Annotated in this window: 19 protein-coding genes; 11 read left to right on the plus strand and 8 right to left on the minus strand. The window is 70.4% G+C overall.

Annotated features, from left to right (window positions below):
- Positions 1 to 42 precede the first annotated feature (42 nt).
- The 5 genes from ABEA43_RS21930 to ABEA43_RS21950 all read left to right on the plus strand — a co-directional run bounded on the left by ABEA43_RS21930 (position 43) and on the right by ABEA43_RS21950 (position 4920).
- On the plus strand, positions 43 to 957 hold the full coding sequence (locus tag ABEA43_RS21930) for an ABC transporter ATP-binding protein (protein WP_345564374.1): 915 nt from the start codon (positions 43 to 45) through the stop codon (positions 955 to 957).
- A 61-nt stretch (positions 958 to 1018) separates the two neighbouring features.
- A complete protein-coding gene (locus ABEA43_RS21935; RefSeq protein ID WP_345564375.1) occupies positions 1019 to 1873 on the plus strand; it encodes an ABC transporter permease in 855 nt (284 codons plus the stop codon).
- A 14-nt stretch (positions 1874 to 1887) separates the two neighbouring features.
- Positions 1888 to 2121, plus strand: coding sequence for a helix-turn-helix transcriptional regulator (locus ABEA43_RS21940; RefSeq protein ID WP_138695866.1), 234 nt, complete (start codon positions 1888 to 1890; stop codon positions 2119 to 2121).
- Between the two features lie 36 nt (positions 2122 to 2157).
- Positions 2158 to 4266, plus strand: a complete 2109-nt coding sequence (gene uvrB, locus ABEA43_RS21945; protein WP_345564378.1) for an excinuclease ABC subunit UvrB — start codon at positions 2158 to 2160, stop codon at positions 4264 to 4266.
- Between the two features lie 57 nt (positions 4267 to 4323).
- Positions 4324 to 4920, plus strand: coding sequence for a PepSY domain-containing protein (locus ABEA43_RS21950; RefSeq protein WP_345564379.1), 597 nt, complete (start codon positions 4324 to 4326; stop codon positions 4918 to 4920).
- Positions 4921 to 5299: 379 nt separating this feature from the next.
- Here the strand turns inward: ABEA43_RS21950 and ABEA43_RS21955 are convergent, their stop codons facing one another.
- Positions 5300 to 5854: a PadR family transcriptional regulator gene (locus tag ABEA43_RS21955; protein WP_345564380.1), complete on the minus strand. Its 555-nt coding sequence runs from the start codon at positions 5852 to 5854 to the stop codon at positions 5300 to 5302.
- A 47-nt stretch (positions 5855 to 5901) separates the two neighbouring features.
- Between ABEA43_RS21955 and ABEA43_RS21960 the strand changes: the two genes are divergently transcribed.
- Positions 5902 to 6663 carry an alpha/beta fold hydrolase gene (locus ABEA43_RS21960; protein WP_345564381.1) on the plus strand — a complete coding sequence of 254 codons (762 nt, stop codon included), beginning with the start codon at positions 5902 to 5904 and terminating at the stop codon, positions 6661 to 6663.
- Positions 6664 to 7360: 697 nt separating this feature from the next.
- Here ABEA43_RS21960 and ABEA43_RS21965 read toward each other — a convergent pair.
- Together ABEA43_RS21965 and ABEA43_RS21970 are read right to left on the minus strand one after the other, a co-directional pair.
- Positions 7361 to 8239: a serine protein kinase RIO gene (locus tag ABEA43_RS21965; RefSeq protein WP_345564382.1), complete on the minus strand. Its 879-nt coding sequence runs from the start codon at positions 8237 to 8239 to the stop codon at positions 7361 to 7363.
- Between the two features lie 417 nt (positions 8240 to 8656).
- Positions 8657 to 9067: an organic hydroperoxide resistance protein gene (locus tag ABEA43_RS21970; protein ID WP_345564384.1), complete on the minus strand. Its 411-nt coding sequence runs from the start codon at positions 9065 to 9067 to the stop codon at positions 8657 to 8659.
- A gap of 86 nt (positions 9068 to 9153) precedes the next feature.
- Between ABEA43_RS21970 and ABEA43_RS21975 the strand changes: the two genes are divergently transcribed.
- Together ABEA43_RS21975 and ABEA43_RS21980 are read left to right on the plus strand one after the other, a co-directional pair.
- Positions 9154 to 9723 carry a TetR/AcrR family transcriptional regulator gene (locus ABEA43_RS21975; protein ID WP_345564386.1) on the plus strand — a complete coding sequence of 190 codons (570 nt, stop codon included), beginning with the start codon at positions 9154 to 9156 and terminating at the stop codon, positions 9721 to 9723.
- A 79-nt stretch (positions 9724 to 9802) separates the two neighbouring features.
- Entirely contained in the window at positions 9803 to 10372 is a 570-nt protein-coding gene (locus ABEA43_RS21980; protein WP_345564387.1) for a hypothetical protein, read from the plus strand.
- Here ABEA43_RS21980 and ABEA43_RS21985 read toward each other — a convergent pair.
- Positions 10369 to 10980: a Uma2 family endonuclease gene (locus ABEA43_RS21985; RefSeq protein WP_345564389.1), complete on the minus strand. Its 612-nt coding sequence runs from the start codon at positions 10978 to 10980 to the stop codon at positions 10369 to 10371. The two genes, ABEA43_RS21980 and ABEA43_RS21985, sit on opposite strands and share 4 nt — an antisense overlap.
- Positions 10981 to 10997: 17 nt before the next feature.
- Positions 10998 to 11603: a hypothetical protein gene (locus tag ABEA43_RS21990; protein ID WP_345564391.1), complete on the minus strand. Its 606-nt coding sequence runs from the start codon at positions 11601 to 11603 to the stop codon at positions 10998 to 11000.
- A gap of 156 nt (positions 11604 to 11759) precedes the next feature.
- Between ABEA43_RS21990 and ABEA43_RS21995 the strand changes: the two genes are divergently transcribed.
- A complete protein-coding gene (locus ABEA43_RS21995; protein ID WP_345564393.1) occupies positions 11760 to 12518 on the plus strand; it encodes a glucose 1-dehydrogenase in 759 nt (252 codons plus the stop codon).
- A 3-nt stretch (positions 12519 to 12521) separates the two neighbouring features.
- Positions 12522 to 13319, plus strand: coding sequence for an alpha/beta fold hydrolase (locus ABEA43_RS22000; RefSeq protein WP_345564395.1), 798 nt, complete (start codon positions 12522 to 12524; stop codon positions 13317 to 13319).
- Positions 13320 to 13510: 191 nt separating this feature from the next.
- On the opposite strand, the gene ABEA43_RS22005 is transcribed toward ABEA43_RS22000, so the two are convergent.
- Positions 13511 to 14116 carry a DUF4126 domain-containing protein gene (locus ABEA43_RS22005; RefSeq protein WP_345564396.1) on the minus strand — a complete coding sequence of 202 codons (606 nt, stop codon included), beginning with the start codon at positions 14114 to 14116 and terminating at the stop codon, positions 13511 to 13513.
- A 39-nt stretch (positions 14117 to 14155) separates the two neighbouring features.
- Entirely contained in the window at positions 14156 to 15061 is a 906-nt protein-coding gene (locus ABEA43_RS22010) for a phosphotransferase (protein ID WP_345564397.1), read from the minus strand.
- A gap of 67 nt (positions 15062 to 15128) precedes the next feature.
- On the opposite strand from ABEA43_RS22010, the gene ABEA43_RS22015 reads away from it, so the two are divergent.
- Positions 15129 to 17501, plus strand: coding sequence for a GcvT family protein (locus ABEA43_RS22015; RefSeq protein ID WP_345564399.1), 2373 nt, complete (start codon positions 15129 to 15131; stop codon positions 17499 to 17501).
- Here the strand turns inward: ABEA43_RS22015 and ABEA43_RS22020 are convergent.
- On the minus strand, positions 17479 to 18237 hold the full coding sequence (locus tag ABEA43_RS22020) for a GntR family transcriptional regulator (RefSeq protein ID WP_345564400.1): 759 nt from the start codon (positions 18235 to 18237) through the stop codon (positions 17479 to 17481). The two genes, ABEA43_RS22015 and ABEA43_RS22020, sit on opposite strands and share 23 nt — an antisense overlap.
- Between the last annotated feature and the right edge of the window lie 39 nt (positions 18238 to 18276).

Consider the following 18276-nt stretch of genomic DNA (forward strand, 5'->3'; position numbering starts at 1 on the left):
AGGTGTGCTATTGATGTAGTAGTCCTACTACTTGGAGGGGCGATGGGCGCGGTAAGAGAGCTCGCAGGCGGTGTCGACCTGGGGGAGACGGCCGCCGCCATCGAGGTCGCAGATCTGCGGATGGCGTACGGGCAGAAGGACGTTTTACAGGGCGTCGGCTTCACCGTCGCCCCCGGCGAGGTGATCGCCTTGCTCGGGCCGAACGGCGCGGGCAAGACCACGACGATCGAGATCCTGGAGGGCTTCCGCGTGCCCTCCGCCGGCACCGTACGGGTGCTCGGCACGGTGCCCTCGCGCGGTGACGAGCGCTGGCGGGCCAAGCTCGGCGTGGTGCTGCAGTCCTGGCGCGACCACGGCCGCTGGCGGGTGCGGCAGCTGCTGCACCATCTGGGCCGCTACTACGAGCCGTACGCGGAGCCGGGCAGACCGCCGTTCGACGCCGACGAGCTGATCGAGGCGGTCGGGCTGACGGAGCACGCCGGATCCCGGGTCAGCCGCCTGTCCGGCGGGCAGCGCCGCCGCCTCGACGTCGCCATCGGCATCGTCGGGCGGCCTGTGGTGCTCTTCCTCGACGAGCCGACCGCCGGGTTCGACCCGCAGGCCAGGCGTGACTTCCACGACCTCGTGCACCGGCTGTCGGACCTGGACGACACCACCATCCTGCTCACCACACACGACCTCGACGAGGCGGAGAAGCTGGCCGACCGGATCCTCATCCTGGCCGGCGGCCGGATCGTCGCCGACGGCAGCGCCGACCGGCTGTCCCGCGAGGTCTCCCGTGACGCGCAGGTGCGCTGGAGCAGGGGCGGCGAGCAGTTCGTGCACGCGACCGAGGACGCCACCGGATTCGTACGCGAGCTGTTCGCGCAGCACGGCGCGGAGATCGCGGACCTCGAGGTGCGCCGGGCGACCCTGGAGGACACCTACATGGAGATCGTCAGGAGGCACGAGGCATGAGCTTCTATACGCACGCCGTCAGCATGAGCTTCGTTTCGCACGCCGTCAGGAGGCGCACGGCATGAATCCCCAGCTGCACGCCGTCAGGCTCGGACTGTCCAGAGGGTGGATCGAGTTCAAGCACAGCCTGCTCAACCCGCAGGACATCGGCTTCACCGTCTTCTCCAGCGTGGCCCTCGTGGTCGTCCTGTACTTCCAGCGCGACGCGACCGTCCCCGGCACCACGATCTCGCTGGCCAGCGTCACGCTGCCGAGCATGCTCGGCATGCTGGCGGCCTTCAACGGACTGATGGGCGCGGTCGGCATGATCTCCGTCGAACGCGAGGACGGCACCCTGCTGCGCGCCAAGGCGCTCCCGCAGGGCATGCTCGGCTACCTCGTCGGCCGCGTCGTGCTGCTGTCCATCCAGGCCGCGGGCGGGCTCGTGATCGTGCTCGTGCCCGGACTGTTCCTGGTGCCGGAGCTGACCGGGATCGGGCCGGGCGGATGGGCCCTCATGATCGGCATCCTGCTGCTCGCGCTGCTGGCCACCCTGCCCCTAGGCGCCGTCATCGGCTCGCTGGCCACCTCCCCGACGACGGCCGCGGGGTTCTCGATGCTCACTGTTGGCGGGCTCGTCGCGATCTCGGGCATCTTCTACCCGATCTCCGCCCTCGCGGGCTGGCTGCAGGGGCTCGGGCAGGTGTTCCCGCTGTACTGGCTGGGGCTCGGCATGCGCTCGGCGTTCCTGCCCGGCTCGGCGGCCGCCCTGGAGATCGGCGGCTCGTGGCGGCCGGTGGAGACGGTGCTGGTGCTGCTCGCGTGGGTGGTGGCGGGGCTGCTCCTCGCGCCGCCGATCCTGCGCAGGATGGCCAGGCGCGAGTCGGGCTCGCTGATGCAGGAACGCAGGGACCGGGCGATGCAGCGGATCGGCTGAGAAGATACGCGGTGATGAGTGAGACCGTCTACAACCGCATCGCGCTCCTGCGCGCAGAGCGGAACGTGACCCGCCGGCAGCTCTCCGACGCGCTGGGAGTGCATTATCAGACCATCGGCTATCTCGAACGCGGCGAATACAGCCCCAGCCTCTACCTGGCGCTGCGCATCGCCGACTACTTCGAGGTGCCCGTGGAGGTCGTGTTCTCCACCAGCCCGTTCCCACGGATAGGGGAGCGTACGGCCTGACGGTTTCTGTCGGTCGGGCCGCCTACAGTTGGCACCATGCGACCGGTCACAGATTTGCAGCGGAAGGTGGCGCCCTTCGAGGTCGTCACCGAGATGACTCCCTCAGGCGACCAGCCGACGGCCATCGCCGAGCTGGAGCGCCGCGTCAAGGCCGGGGAGAAGGACAACGTCCTGCTGGGCGCCACCGGCACCGGCAAGACGGCCACGATCGCGTGGCTCATCGAGCGGCTGCAGCGGCCGACGCTGGTCATGCAGCCCAACAAGACGCTCGCGGCCCAGTTCGCGAACGAGCTGCGGGAGATGCTGCCCAACAACGCGGTCGAATATTTCGTCTCTTACTACGACTATTACCAGCCTGAGGCTTACGTCCCGCAGAGTGACACGTACATCGAGAAGGACTCCTCGGTCAACGACGAGGTGGAGCGGCTGCGCCACTCGGCCACCAACTCGCTGCTCACCCGCCGTGACACCATCGTGGTCGCCTCGGTGTCGTGCATCTACGGCCTGGGCACGCCGCAGGAATACGTCGACCGCATGGCCAGGCTGCGCGTCGGCATGGACGTCGACCGCGACCAGCTCCTGCGCCGCCTGGTCGACATGCAGTACACCCGCAACGACCTGGCCTTCACCCGGGGCACGTTCCGGGTGCGCGGCGACACGATCGAGATCATCCCGAAGTACGAAGAGCTGGCCGTGCGCATCGAGATGTTCGGCGACGAGATCGAGAAGCTCGCGACCATGCACCCGCTGACCGGCGAGGTCATCACCGAGGACGACGAGCTCTACATCTTCCCCGCCTCCCACTACGTCGCGGGCGAGCAGCGCATGGCCGCCGCGGTGACCGGGATCGAGACGGAGCTGGCCGATCGGCTGTCGGAGCTGGAGCGGCAGGGCAAGCTGCTGGAGGCGCAGCGGCTGCGGATGCGCACGACGTACGACCTCGAGATGATGCGGCAGATCGGCACCTGCTCGGGCATCGAAAACTACTCGCGTCACATGGACGGGCGCGAGGCGGGCAGCGCCCCCAACACACTGCTCGACTACTTCCCCGAAGACTTCCTGCTGGTCCTCGACGAGTCCCACCAGACCGTGCCGCAGATCGGCGCCATGTACGAAGGCGACGCCTCGCGCAAGCGCACGCTGGTCGAGCACGGGTTCCGGCTGCCGTCGGCGATGGACAACCGGCCGCTGAAGTGGGAGGAGTTCCTGGAGCGCATCGGCCAGACCGTCTACCTGTCGGCCACCCCCGGCCCCTACGAGCTGGGGCGGGCCAAGGGCGACGTCGTCGAGCAGGTCATCCGCCCGACGGGCCTGATCGACCCCGAGATCGTCGTCAAGCCCACCAAGGGGCAGATCGACGACCTCGTCCACGAGATCCGCGAGCGCGCCGAGCGCGACGAGCGCGTCCTGGTCACCACGCTGACCAAGAAGATGTCGGAAGACCTCACCGACTACCTCCTGGAGCTCGGCATCCGCGTCCGCTACCTGCACAGCGAGGTCGACACGCTGCGCCGGATCGAGCTGCTGCGCGAGCTGCGCATGGGCGAGTTCGACGTGCTCGTCGGCATCAACCTGCTGCGCGAGGGGCTCGACCTGCCCGAGGTGTCGCTGGTGGCGATCCTCGACGCCGACAAGGAAGGCTTCCTGCGCTCGGAGACCTCCCTGATCCAGACCATCGGCCGCGCGGCCCGTAACGTCTCGGGCCAGGTCCACATGTACGCCGACAAGATCACCCCGTCGATGGAGCGGGCGATCGACGAGACCAACCGGCGGCGGGCCAAGCAGATCGCCTACAACGAGGCCCACGGCATCGACCCCCAGCCCCTGCGCAAGAAGATCGCCGACATCCTCGACTCCCTGCAGCGCGAGGACGCCGACACCGACCGCCTCCTGGGCGGCGGGCGGCAGCAGTCGCGCGGCAAGGCGCCGGTGCCCGGGTTCGCGGCCCGGCAGGCCGGCCAGCACGCCAAGACCATCGCGGGCGAGATGCCCAGGGCGCAGATGGAGTCCCTGATCGAGTCGCTGACCGAGCAGATGCACCAGTCGGCGGCCGATCTCCAGTTCGAGGTGGCGGCGCGGCTGCGCGATGAGATCAAGGAGCTCAAGCGGGAGCTGCGCGACATGCGCGAGGCCGGGATCGAATAACCCATCATCCCTCTGACCTGCGCGAATGGTTTCGCTCCAGGCGGGCAGCGTCATGGTATGAAAAAGACGATCATTGGGGTCCTGGCGGGCGCGGCGGTGCTCACCACCGGCTGCGGCACCGTCATGAGACAGGTCGAACGGCTCGCCGTCCAGGCCTCGCCGACCGGGGCGAGCCCGACCGCCTCACCGCCCGCCACGCCCACGGGCTCCCCGAGCGGCCGCGCGGGGGCGGGCGACCTGCGCACGGCCGCGCAGGCCGCGCTGGGGGCGGTGCCCGGCTCCACGCTCATCTCGATCGAGACGGAGGAGAACGGCAGGCTCTGGGAGGTGCAGGTCGTCGGCCAGGACGGGACCGAGCACCAGATGGACGTGGAGTCCGGCAAGGTCGTCAACGGCCCCACGACCGAGATCGAGGACGCCGCCGACAAGGCCAAGCACCAGGCCCGGGTCAGCGCGGCCAAACTCGACTACGCGCAGGCCGCCGACAAGATCGCGGCCGCCGTCCCGGAGGGGCGCATCACGGAGCTGAACCTGGACGGGGAGCAGGGCAGGACCGTCTGGGAGTCGGACGTGGTCACCCCGGACGGGACCAAGCACGAGGTGACGGTGGACGCGACGAGCGGAACGGTCACCAGCAGCAGCGCCACAAGCTGACCACTCGCCCACGACGGGGACGTGACGGCACGCGTGGGCACCGAGACAAGCCGGTGCGCGCACGCGCGACGAGCGAGTATGCGTCCCCTGGGCCAGTTCGTTCTCGTGGCGAGCGCGTGGGAGCCCGTTGCGAACCGGCGCACGGCCGCGATCAGCTGGTGCGGACGCTCGATGAGCCGGGGTGCGCCCGCGACGGGCGAGTAGGGCTCCCCCAAGAGCCAGTTCGCACTCGCGGTTAGCGCGTGGGAGGCCATTGCGCACCGGCGCGCGGCCCGCGACGACCACTGCGCGCCCTGTGGCGAGGTGGCGTGCGGTGGCGATGAGGTGGTGCGCATTCGTTGGGCAGGCAGCGCGGTTCGTGGCAAGTCGGTGCGCAGTCCTACTGGGACGTGCTGCCGGGATCTTCAAGGGCGTCGATGGTTGCGCGGAGCCAGGCCAGCTCGGCCTGGCTGGTGGCGTGGGCGATGGTCAGCAACCCCTGCCGGAACGGGTCGCCGAACTCCTCGGCCCCCATCGGCCGTTCCCCCTCGTAGAAGAAGCTCGTGGGCTCCTCCAGGAACTCCAGCCGCCGGCGCAGCACCACCGCCTGCTCCTTGGGCTCCTCCAGATGCCGCAGGAACGCCAGCAGCGTGAACCACCGGTTTTCGTCGCTGATGTCGAGCTCGTCCGGCTCCCGCAGCCGCCGCTCCAGCTCCTCCCGGCCCTCGGAGGTCAGGTAGAGCATGAGCCTGGGCGCGGCGGCCGCTCCCGGCTCGTTCTTCCTGATGAGCCAGCCCGACGCGACCATCCGCTTGATCGCCGGATAAAGCGTGCCGTCGGCCACCGGGCGTACGTGCCCCATCAAGGCCGCCACCCGTCTACGCAGGTCGTAGCCGTGTAACGGCCGATCCCTGAGGAACCCCAGCATCGCCAGCTCCAGCATGACGATCAGCATACCTCGGAGCCGATATATATTGGTCCCGATACAGGAGGAGACCCGTCATGCACGATGCCATCGTTCACCCCAGCGGCGCCCGTATGCGCTGGGTAGAGCTGCCGGGCGCGGATCCGGCTCGTGTCTACGTTCACGGCCTGGGCGCCACTTCGGCCCCCTACTACGCGGAGGTCGCCGCACACCCCTTGCTGCCGCGAAACCGTTCTCTCCTGATCGACCTGCTCGGATTCGGCATCAGCGACCGCCCGGAGGATTTCCCCTACACCCTTGAGGCCCACGCCGACGCCCTGGCCGAGGCTCTGCGGAAGGCCGGGGTCGCCGGTGCGGCGGTGATCGCGCACAGCATGGGCGGCGCGGTGGCTACGGTCCTCGCGGCCCGTCACGCCGAGCTGGTCGCCAACCTGATCCTCGTGGACGCCAACCTCGACCCCTACCCGCCGACCCCGGTGCAGCCCGGCGGCAGTGGCATCGCGGCCTACACCGAGGAGTCCTTCGTGGCGGACGGCTGGAAGGAGGTCCGTGATCGGGTGGGGCCGCACTGGTGGTCGACGATGCGCCTGGCCGATCCGCGCGGGCTCCACCGAACGGCGGTCAGCCTGGCCAAGGGCACCACACCCACCATGCGCGAGCTCCTCCAGGACCTCCCCATACCCCGGGCCTACCTGCACCCGGAAGGGGACGTGCCCGCCTTGGCCGAGGGGTTGCGTGCGTCCGGCGTCCAGGTTCTGAGCATTCCCGAGTCGGGCCACAACATCATGCTGGACAACCCCGAAGCCTTCGCCCGCACCCTCACGGACCTCCTCCCATAACGGGTCGGATCACGACGTCATTCGGGGACGGCTCCGCTGAAGCGAACGGCGCACGGGTCCGTCCGCATGGGCTTTCCGCTTGGGCCTGGTGCTTGGGCCCGGCCAGTTGCTCGCCCGAATACGCCAGTCGGCTATCCGACCGGGCCACGCCGACCGGGCCACGCCGGCTGGTCGCGTCGGCTTGTGCCTTCGGCTGATCACGCCGTCCGGCCCACCCACGCCGTCGGGCCCACCTACGCCGTCGGGCCCACCTACGCCGTCCGGCCCATCCACGCTGGTCGGCCACCCGCTCCACCCTGACCCGAACGGCCACTCATCGCGGCCCATGCGGCCCATGCGGCCCATGCGGCCCATGCGGGCCGTTACGACCGGATGTCCGAGAGCGTCCAGGAGAGGCACCCACACGAGGGTGGCAGGCGCAACGCGGTGCAGGCAGCCCAGCCAACCCGGAGAGGACGTGTAGAGGTCCCAACCGGATCGGCATGACCGGTCGAAGGGGCCGATCGACGCGACCGGCGGGCATGACCAGTGAGCGCGACCGATCGGCGTGGCCCGTCGCCGCGACCAGCCGACGTGGCCGGCCGATGTGGCCGGCCGATGTGGCCGGCGACGCGACCGGGCGATGTGGCCGGCGACGCGACCGGGCAGCGTGGCCGGGCAGCGTGGCCGGGCGATGCGGCTGGGTGGCGTGGGGTGGTTAGGGGGTCATTCCGGCCTCCTTGCGGAGGAGGGTGGCGAGGGACTCTGGGTCGGCGGAGGGGAGGCCCTTGGCGGTGAACCAGGTGGCGACGTTGCGGGCGTCGCGGTCCAGGAAGGACGGGCCCGCGGGGTGCGCGACCACGTCGACGATCTGCGGGAGGTCGATGATCACGAGCCGGCCCTCATGGACCAGCAGGTTGTACGGCGACAGGTCCCCATGCGCCAGCCCGGCCCTGGCCAGGGTGACCAGGGCCGCGACCAGTTGCTCCCAGAGATCGTCGAGATCGTCGGACACCTGCGCCAGCCGTGGCGCCGCGTACCCGTCCGGGGTCCCGATGAACTCCTGCAGGATCTCCGTCCCGACGATCTGCACCGGGTACGGCACCGGCACCCCCAACTCCCACAGCCGGCACAAGGCCCCGAACTCGGCGATCGCCCACTGCCCGGCGATCACCTGCTTGCCGAAGGCCGTGCGGTTGGCCATGGCCCGGTTCATCCGGCTTTCGCGGGTCCTGCGGCCCTCCAGGTAGCCGGAGTCGCGGTGGAACATACGGTGCTCCGACGAGCGGTAGCGCTTGGCGGCCAGCAGGCACACACGGTCGGTGCCCGGGACGCCCCGGGAGATCAGGTGAACGTCGGCTTCCTTGCCGGTCTTGAGCACGCCGTACTCGGTGTCGACGGCGGCCAGCTCGGTGACCAGCCAGTCAGGGTACGGCTTGGGCCCCTTCTCCGTCGGCGTGCTCTGGTCCCAGGTGGACCAGCGGTCGCCTTCGGGCGGGCCGTCGTCGGTCGTGTCAGGGGTGCCCTCCAGCCATTCGATGTCATCGGCGTCGAGAGCCTGCTTGCCACGGCTGCTGTGTTGCGAGTGCTTCTGCACGGTGGGATTGCTCCAAGAATGAGGCCCACCGGCTCGTCGATCAGGTCAGCGAACGCCTGGTGGGAAGGATTGAGGACGCGGAAAACGGCACGCGAACAGTCGTCATCACGGTCTCATCCTCCTCTCGCGTTGCAGCGATCAACTCGGCCACGAGTATGCCCGGCCGGGCACGGAGCCCGCAACCGATTAACGGACCACGACGGCAGAGGCCGTCCGGCCGGGACTCGGCCGGGGCTCGGGCAGGGCTCGGGGTCGGGGTCGGGTCGCGCTCGCGCTCGGGGTCGGCGGAGCCCACTCGACCACCAGCGCCTACTCGACCACCAGCGCCTACTCGACCACCAGCGCCTACTCGACCACCAGCGCCTACTCGACCACCAGCGCCTACTCGACCACCAGCGCCTACTCGACCACCAGCGCCTACTCGACGACCAGCTTGACCGGGATGTTGCCGCGGGTGGCGTTGGAGTACGGGCACACTGCGTGCGCGGCCTCCACAAGCTCCTGAGCCAGCTCCGGCGCGATGTCGTCGGGCAGCTCCACCCGCAGGGTGGCGTCGAGCTGGAAGCCGCCCTTGCCGTTGGACGACAGGCCGACCTCGGCCGTGACGGCGGCGTCCGAGACGTCCACCTTCTTGCTCGCCGCCACGAACTGCAGCGACGCGGCGAAGCAGGCCGCGTAGCCGCCGGCGAAGAGCTGCTCGGGGTTGGTTCCCAGGCCGTCGCCGCCGAGCTCCTTCTGAAGGGCGAGCTTGACGTCGAGCTTCCCGTCGGAGGAGATCGCGCGGGCGTCGCGGCCGGCTGAGGTGGCGATGGCGGTGTACATGCTCATGGTCTCTGGACCTCTCGTGGTAGACAGACCTGTCTGTTCGGCTCTGGACATGAGACTAGACAGATCTGTCTGGTACCGTCAAGAGGGTGAGCGAAGAAACGCCGGGAAGCCGCCAGAGCCCGGCCCGCACGCGGGTGCTCCAGACCGCAGCCCGGCTGTTCTACGGGGAAGGCGTCCACTCGGTGGGCATCGACCGGATCATCGCGGAGGCCGGTGTCGCCAAGGCGACCTTCTACCACCACTTCCCCGGCAAGGACGACCTGGTCCGGGCGTACATCGTGGAGCAGGGGACGTTCCAGCGGGCCCTGGCGGAGGGGATACGCGAGGGGACGCCGAGGCAGCGGTTGCTGGCCATCTTCGCGTTCATGTGCGAGTTCGGGGCCGGTCCCACCTATCGCGGCTGTCCCTTCGTCAACACGGCGGCCGAATACCCCGACCCCGCGCACCCTGTGCGGCAGGCCATCGCCGCGCACCGGCGCTGGACGCGCGACACCTACCGCGATCTTCTGGCCGCCGACGGCCACCCGGATCCGGAGCGGACCGCCGACGTGCTGCTCATGGTCAGGGACGGGCTCGTGGTCGGCTTCGACCTCGACGACCCGGCCACGGTTCGCGCCGCCGTCGAGGAAACGCTCTCCCGCGTGCTGGTGGCCTGACGCGGGCCCAGGTCAGACGGCCCGACGGGGGGCGGATAATGGGCTGCGGTCCCGCGAGGTGACCTTGTAGCGTGCGGGCATGCGACGTTGCGACGACTGCGCCCACTGGGAGCCTGCGGGCGCCCCGGGTTGCGCCCGGTGCGCCGGGCTGGTCGACGAGATCGTCGAGGAGGGCTGGCGCGCGTTCCTCGAACGCGACTTCGGCGCCACCGGCCCGGAAGAGCCGCAAAACGAGCGCCTCATCGCCGAAATGGTCGTCGACGAGCCCGACAAGCACCTGTGGCGGGTGGTGGACGCCGCCTACGACCGCCTGACCTGCACCGCATGCGGCGGCAGGCTGAGCAGGGGCCCGGCCGGCTGCGCCCCGTGCGACCTCGCGAACGGCTTCCGCTACTCGGCCATCGAGATCGACCGCCCTGGCGTCCCGCCGGGGAACGAGCACGCGCTGCGGGTCAACGTGTCGGTGGCGCGCAGGCCGTACGGGATATCCGCCTCCGAGGTGTTGTTACGGCGGCTGAGCCTGCCCATCCTGCTGGAGGGACGGCTGCCCACCAAGGCGCAGGCCCAAGCCACCAAGGCCATGGTGAACAAGGGCGTTCCGGAGGCGGAGCTGATCGCCTTCATGTACGAGGAATGGGGGACCGCCTAAGCGGGAAGCCGGAGATCGATGTCCACGTCGAATCCGATGCCGGTCAGCAACCGCTTCCGGTGGATGCCGGTGGGGACATAAGCCTTGATCGCGGATTCGAGCTCAAAGGTGTACACAACCGGCAGACCGGCCTCCTGTTCCACTCGCCAGAAGTGCTTGATGCCCGCGGTCGCGTATGCGATCGGCTTGGTGGTGCGGTCCCGACGTCCGGACTCCGCTGAAACCACCTCGACGACCAGGTGGACATCCTCGGGCGCGAACGACGTGATCTTCGTGCTGAAGGCGGACCGGTTCACCAGGAGGATGTCCGGCTCAGGCCGCTGCCGCGTCCCCAGCGTCACCGTCATCTCGCGCGCGACCATGAGCTCTCTGGGGGGACGGAGCGATCGTTCGAGCAGGCCAAGCGTGAGCATGTGAAAACCGGTCTGCGGCGACCTCGCGACGAGTGACCCGTCGATCAGCTCGACATGCCGGGGCGCGCCGGGAGGGAGATGATCGAGCATGTCGGCGGTCCAGCCACCAGGCGGCCCAGGAGAGAACCACTCCGGCACGGCTGTGCTCATCAGAAGGACCTCCCTGCGGCGAATCTCGCGCGACGTCACCATCATGGCGCGCCGCGTAGCCGTCAGGGCAGGTCTTTGCGTTCTTCCATCGTGCGCCGGTAGAGCTCGTCGATCTGGTCCAGCGGGTCCGGGGCGCGGCGGCGGGCCTCGATCTCCAGGTCCGTGCGCGAGGTGAGGTCGGCGATGCCCGTCGAGGTGTGGTGCACCTGGTCGCCGAGCAGGTCGGCGCGGATGCGGGCGCACATCGCCGTCAGCTTGGCCTGGTGCTCCCTGAGCCGGTCGAGCGTGACGTGGTCGACGAAGGAGGACAGGCGGCGCTGCTGGGCGTACATCCCCAGTTGACCGTCGTGCACGTCGGCCTGGACGGTCAGGTCGGCCATGAGGCGCGGCAGGTCGCCCAGCCCCCAGCCCTGGCGCTGGGCGTGCTCGATCGCCTGGCGGGTGAGGGACACCTCGCGGCGCAGGTCGAGCCGCAGGCGCTCGACCTCGGCGGCGTCGCCCGTGCCCATCGCGTTGACGTGCGTCGTGAGCCGGGTGGTGGCCTGCCTGGCCTTGACCGCGGCCTTCTTGCCGAGCTTGATCAGCAGGTAGAGGCCCACACCTCCCAGCAGCAGGAGGAACGCCAGGATCACCAGTACGACGACAAGGAACTCGCTGATCTCCGCCACCTCCTGTTGGTGCTGCTGTCTAGAGGATAGTGCGCCGGAGCGGAACTGGCGCGCGGTGCCAAGCAAGCCCTTGGTTGAACGAGTCTTGATCGAGCGATAGGGGTGTGTTTCAGTTCACATGTCCGCTGGACCGGGTTCGAGGAGAGGGCGTGGCGCGTGCTTGACGGCAAGGTTGTCATCATCACCGGTGGCGCGAGGGGCATGGGCGCGGCCACCGCGCGCAGGTGCGCGAGGGCGGGGGCGCGGCTCGTCCTCACCGACGTGCTCGTCGAGGAAGGTACGGCCACCGCCAAGGAGCTCGGCGCCACCTTCATCGAGCACGACGTGACGAAGCAGGAGGGATGGGCGGTCGTGGTCGAGGCCACCCTGGAGGAGCACGGGCGGGTCGACGGGCTCGTCAACAACGCGGGCATCGCGACCCTGCTGACGATCGAGGACCAGCCGATCGAGGAGTTCGAGCGCGTGCTCCAGGTGAACCTGGTCGGCGTCTTCCTGGGCTTGAAAGCCGTGGTCGCGGCCATGCGCGCGGCCGGTGGCGGCGCCGTGGTGAACCTGTCGTCCGTCGCCGGGCTCACCGCCCTGCCCGGCACCGGCGGGTACGGCGCGTCCAAGTGGGGCGTGCGCGGGCTCACCAAGATCGCCGCGCTGGAGTTCGGGCGGGATCGCATCCGGGTCAACTCCGTACATCCCGGGATGATCGTCACGCCGATGACGCAGTCGCTCGGGCTGGTGCCGGAGGAGGGCGGGTTCCCGCTGGCTCCGGCCGGACGCTGGGGGCAGCCCGAGGAGGTCGCGGAGGCGATCGCGTTCCTGCTGTCGGACGCGGCCTCGTACATCACGGGGGCCGAACTGGCCATCGACGGAGGGTGGACGGCGGGGGAGAGCTCGCTGCTGGCCCCGCCGGAGAGGCGCTGAGAGATGCCGTACGCCGACGTAGGCGGAAATGTCAGGATCTTCTATACCGATGATGGAGACGGGCCGCCCCTGCTGCTCGTCCACGGCTGGGGCACCGACTCCCACCAGTGGTCCTGGCACATCGACGCGCTTGCCGCCAGGCACCGCGTGATCGCCGCCGACCTGCGCGGGCACGGCTACTCCTCGGTTCCCGAGCAGGGCAACACGCCGCGCCTGATGGCCGCCGACCTGGCCGTCCTGCTCGACCGGCTCGGCCTCCCCGAGGTCGTCGCCGTCGGGCACTCGATGGGCGGCCAGGTGGTGTCCATCCTCGCCGTGGAGCACCCGGACCGCGTGCGCGCGCTGGTCACCCTCGATCCCGGCTACGGTCTGACGGACGGTGTCGCCGCGCGCTTCCCCGAGATGATCGCGAGCCTGCGCGGCGAGCATCCGCACGCCGCCGCCGAGGCGATCGACGAGTGGTGCACGAACGCCGCCACCCCCACCGTCATCAGGCGCTGGCACAAACGCCGTCTGTACGGGATGGCGCCGCACGTGCTCGCCGAGGCGTTCGAGGCCATGTTCACCGGCCCGGAGGCCATCGGGACGCGGCCGGCCAGTGACGACTACCTGGCGCGCCGGCGGTGCCCGGTGCTGTCCATCTGGGCGGATCCGGAACGGGCGAGGTGGGAGGCCGGCCTGCTCAAGCATCCGGCGTCCAGGGTCGTGTGCTGGGACGGCTCCAGCCACCGGCTGCACGAGGAGCGCCCGGCCGAGTTCGTGCACCTGCTGGCCGGATGGCTGCGCACCCTGCGCAAGTGACCCTGAAGGGCCCGGCATGAGCGTGTAGGGCCCGGCGGCGCGGGTGCCGCCGCCGGGCCCTGAACGGTGTGAGCGTGCCAGGGGTTGGGGGCCGCGTTACGCTCACACGTCTCATCCGGTCGTTCGCAACCTGGATGAGACCGTACGAGCCGCGCCACCGCCGTCACATCAGCCCGCAGGGTGAGCGGGCGTCAGCCTGGCGGATGACCCCGGGCCAGCCGCCGGCGCGAACGGAAGCGGCGTACCCGCCTGATCAGCCACCAGGCCAGCACGGCCAGCACCAGCAACGCGACGATCACCAGCACGGGCAGGAAGATCGCGATCAGGCTCATGCCCAGCGAGCCGGCGTCCTCGACCGTGCTCACCACGGGCGCGCCCACCCCGGCCGTGCCGGCGTTGATCACCGGCCGGGCGGCCGACTTGACCGCGTGCACGGCCAGCGCCATCACGATGCCCAGCAGCCAGCCCGCCCATGGGTTCTCGGCCATCCAGGTGGACTTGTCGAGCGCGGCGGCGGCGTTCGTGGCGGAGAAGACCACGCCGCCCGAGGCGGGCCTGATCACGGTCTGGATGACGTCGTTGACGCTGTCGACGGCCGGCACCTTGTCCAGGACCACCTCGGCGGCCAGCAGGACGGCGATGATCGCGAGGACGCCCCAGTTCGACAGCCAGGCGTAGCCGTCCGGCAGCCGGATCTCGTCGGTGAGGTTGGCGAGCACGCCCACGACCAGGAGCGGGATGTAGGCGTTCAGCCCGGCGGCCGTGGACAGTCCGAGGCCGGTCAGTGCGGCGAGCATGCACTCCAGTCTGCCCGCCCGGAGGCGGGCATGCCGCGACTAATCGGCACGCGTCGCCTCGTCCATGAGATCGGCCAGGTCAGGCCCGGTGAACTCGGTCACCGCCCGCTCGTACTTCTCCATGCCCCACGACCAGAAGTCGAAGTCGATGCTCTCGTTCGCGCCGTCCTGGATGGAGGCCCACAGCGTCCAGCCGTACTTGGACATGAGGCCGAGCAGCCTGGCCCGCGCGATCTTGTGGCGGAGCCGGCGGCCGTAGTAGGCGGTGACGAGCTCGTCCAGGTGGCCGGGCGGCAGGTCCGACTCGCTCCAGATGTTGCCCAGCTCGAAGCAGGCGTCGTTGTTGCCGGCGTACTCGTAGTCGATCAGCCAGAGGCGCTCGCCGTCGTCGAGGATGTTGCCCGGCAGGAGGTCGTTGTTGCACGGGACGGTGCCCTCGTCGCGGACCGCCAGACATTTCCGGATCCGGGCTACGGCGGGCATGAAGTCGAGATATCCGGACGGAAGCCGGAAGCCGCGTTCCTCCACGATGGCCAGGTAGTGCCGCTGGATGTCGAACATGTCGAAGTCGCGGACGAACCGCGGCCCCGCGTGCAGGCGGCGGCACGCCTGGGCGACCCGCGGCAGGTTCGCCGGGTCCCGCAGGTCGGCCTCCGTGAACGTGCGTCCCGGCAGGAACCCCACCACCAGCACCCCCAGCTCGGGATGGTAACCGTGCACCGGAGCGCCCACCCCGGCCGCCGCCGCGGCCAGCGAGCAGGCGTGCTCGGCGTCCCTGTCGATCGCCAGCAGCGCGCCGTCGCTGGCCGACACGCGCACGACGTACGTGCCACGCGGGGTGGTGACCTTGTAATTGTGGTTGGTGAGCCCGCCCGGCAGCTTCGCCACGGAACGCGGCACGCCGGACAGCAGGGGGATGCGATCGAGGACCTCGGGCACGGCCATGTTCGATGCTAGCTCTACGGCCCTAAACGGTCTAGACCTTTTACGGCCCGGCGGTTAGCCTCGCGGCATGAGCGACATGAGCGGCTCGGCCCGCATCGTGATCATCGGCGGCGGGGTGGGCGGCGCGTCCGTCGCCTACCACCTCACCCAGCTCGGCGAACGCGACGTCGTCCTGCTGGAGCGGGACGAGCTGACCAGCGGCTCCACCTTCCACTCCGCCGGGCTCGTCGGCCAGCTGCGCGCCGACCCCACGCTGACCAGGATGAACCAGTACTCGGTCGAGCTCTACCGCACCCTCGACGCCGGCTGGACCGAGTGCGGCGGCATCAAACTGGCCGCCACGCCCGAGCGGATGGCGGAGATCCGCCGCCAGATCGGCTGGGCGCGCACGTTCGGGCTGCCGCTGGAGGAGATCTCCGTGGCCGAGGCCGTCGAGATGTTCCCGCTCATGGATCCCGAGGGGGTCGTCGGCGCGGCGTACCTGCCCACGGACGGCCAGGTGGACCCCTCGCAGCTCTGCTACGCCCTCGCCGCCAAGGCCCGCGAGGGCGGCGCGGTGATCAGGACCCGCACCCGGGTGCTCGGCATCGACACGGCGAACGGCCGCGTCACCAGGGTCCGCACCGACCAGGGGGACATCGACTGCGAGATCGTGGTCAACTGCGGCGGCATGTTCGCCGCCGAGATCGGCCGCATGGCCGGGGTGCGGATCCCGATCGTGCCCATGTCGCACCAGTACGTGGTGACGGAAGCCTGCCACGACCACACGGGCCTGCCGACACTGCGCGACCCCGACCTGCTCGTCTACTACCGGCAGGAGGTGCAGGGCCTGGTCATGGGCGGGTACGAGCGCACGTGCGCGCCCTGGACGGCCGGCCAGAACGCCTTCGACGCGGTCCCCGCCGAGTTCAACGGCCGCCTCCTGTCCGAAGATTGGCCCAGATTCGAGGAAATTTCCGATAACTCGCGCATCCGGGTGCCCGCCATGGCCGACGTCGGGATCCGCAAGCTGATCAACGGGCCGGAGGCGTTCACCCCCGACAACGAGTTCTGCCTGGGGGAGACGGAGGTGGGCGGATTCTTCGTCGCGGCCGGGTTCTGCGCGCACGGCATCGCGGGCGCGGGCGGGATCGGCAAGGTGATGGCCGAGTGGATCGTCGAGGGCGAGCCCAGCATGGACCTCTGGCACATGGACATCCGCCGCTTCGGCCGCCAGTACCGGTCCCCGTCGTACACGATCAAGCGGGCGATCGAGAACTACGAGACGTACTACGACATCCGCTACCCGGGCCACGAGCGATCGGGGGGCCGCCCGCTGCGCCTGTCGCCCGCGTACGGCTGGCACGCCGCCCACGGGGCCGCCTTCGGCGAGAAGTCGGGCTGGGAACGGGTCAACTTCTACGAGCGGAACGCGGCGGGCGGCGACGAGCGGGAGCGTCCTGAAGGGTGGGCGGGCCGGACGTGGTCGCCCGCGATCGGGGTGGAGCACCGGGCCACCAGGACGGCCGCCGGGCTGTTCGACGAGAGCTCGTTCGCCAAGATCGAGGTCACCGGGCCCGACGCCGCCGCCCTGCTGGAATGGGTGTGCGACAACCGCGTCGCCCGCCAGGTCGGCGCGGTCACCTACACGCAGGCGCTCAACCGGCGCGGCGGCATCGAGTGCGACTTCACCGTCACCCGGCGCGGCGAGGAGGAGTTCCTCATCGTCACCGGCACCGCGTTCGGCTCGCACGACCTCGGCTGGCTGCGCAAGCAGGCCGCGCTCACCGGCTCGGCCGCCAGGATCGCCGACGTGACCGGCCAGTACGCCTGCTTCGCCCTGTGGGGCCCGCGCGCCCGCGACGTCATCGCCGGGCTGACCCCCGACCCGATGGACTTCCCGTTCATGTCCGCGCGGGAGCTGACCGTGGGCGACGTGCCGGTGCTGGCGCTGCGGGTGACGTTCGTGGGGGAGGCGGGCTGGGAGCTCTACTGCTCCAGCGAGTACGGGCTCGCCCTGTGGCGGGCGCTGTGGCGGGCGGGGGAGCCGTACGGGCTGACGGCGGGCGGCTACCGGGCCATCGACAGTCTCCGGCTGGAGAAGGGCTACCGGGTGTGGGGGGCCGACCTCGGGCCGGAGACGACGCCGTACGAGGCCGGGCTGGGGTTCTGCGTGAAGAAGGACAAGGACTTCCTCGGCGGGGACGCCCTGGACCCGTCGCCGGAGCGGCGGCTGCGCTGCGTCACGCTGCGCGACCCGCGCGCCGTCGCGCTCGGCAACGAGCCGGTACGCGTGGACGGCGCGGTCGTGGCGCGGGTCACCTCGGGCGGCTACGGCTACACGGTGCGCGAGTCCATCGCCTACGCCTACCTGCCGGTCGAGCCGGGTGCCGAGGTGGAGATCGAGGTCGAGGGCGCGTGGGTGCCGGGCACGGTGGTCAAGACGCCCCTGGTGCCGTGACGCCGCTGCGCACCGAGATCCGGACCCGGTCGGGGCGGAACAGGTCGCGGGCGTACTCCACCGGGGTCCCGTCCGCGGCGTAGGCCGTGCGCTCGATCAGCATGAGCGGCGTGCCCGGCTCGATGCCCAGCTCGGCCGCCTCGGCGGGCCTGGCGGCCACCGGGTCGAGGTGCTCGACCGCCGTGCGCGGCTCCAGGTCGTAGCGGGCGGCGAGCAGGGCGTAGAGGGAGCCGGTGAGGTCCTGGGCGAGGAGGCCCGGCAGGTCGGGGAAGTAGGAGCGTTCGAGCGCCACCGGCGTCGGGCCCGCCGAGCGTACCCTGGCCACCTCGTGCACCGGCGAGCCCGCCGCCACCTCCAGCGCCCTGGCCACCGCGCCGGGCGCGGGCACCGTCGCGGCCACCAGGATCCGCGCCTCGGCCCGCAGGTGGGCCCGCCGCATCTGCTCGGTGAACCCGGCCAGCCCCGTCAGGTCGCACTCGATGCGCGGCTCGGCCACGAACGCCCCGCCCGACCGGCCCGGCACCCTGATCAGCACGCCGTCGGCCGCCAGCGTGGCCAGCGCCTGCCTGAGCGTCATCCGGCTCACGCCGAGCCGCCCGGCCAGCTCCCGCTCGCCGGGCAGCCGGTCGCCCGGCGCCAGCTCGCCGCTGGAGATCGACTCGAGCAGCCACCGCTCGATCTGCACGTGCGCGGGAACTCCCGTGCCACGCGCCAGCTCAGGCGGTGTCCCTACCACAGGCGCATCTTGCCACGCTCCAGGGCATCGACGCCAAAA

This window comes from Nonomuraea rosea, assembly GCF_039539705.1.
GTDB lineage: Bacteria > Actinomycetota > Actinomycetes > Streptosporangiales > Streptosporangiaceae > Nonomuraea > Nonomuraea rosea.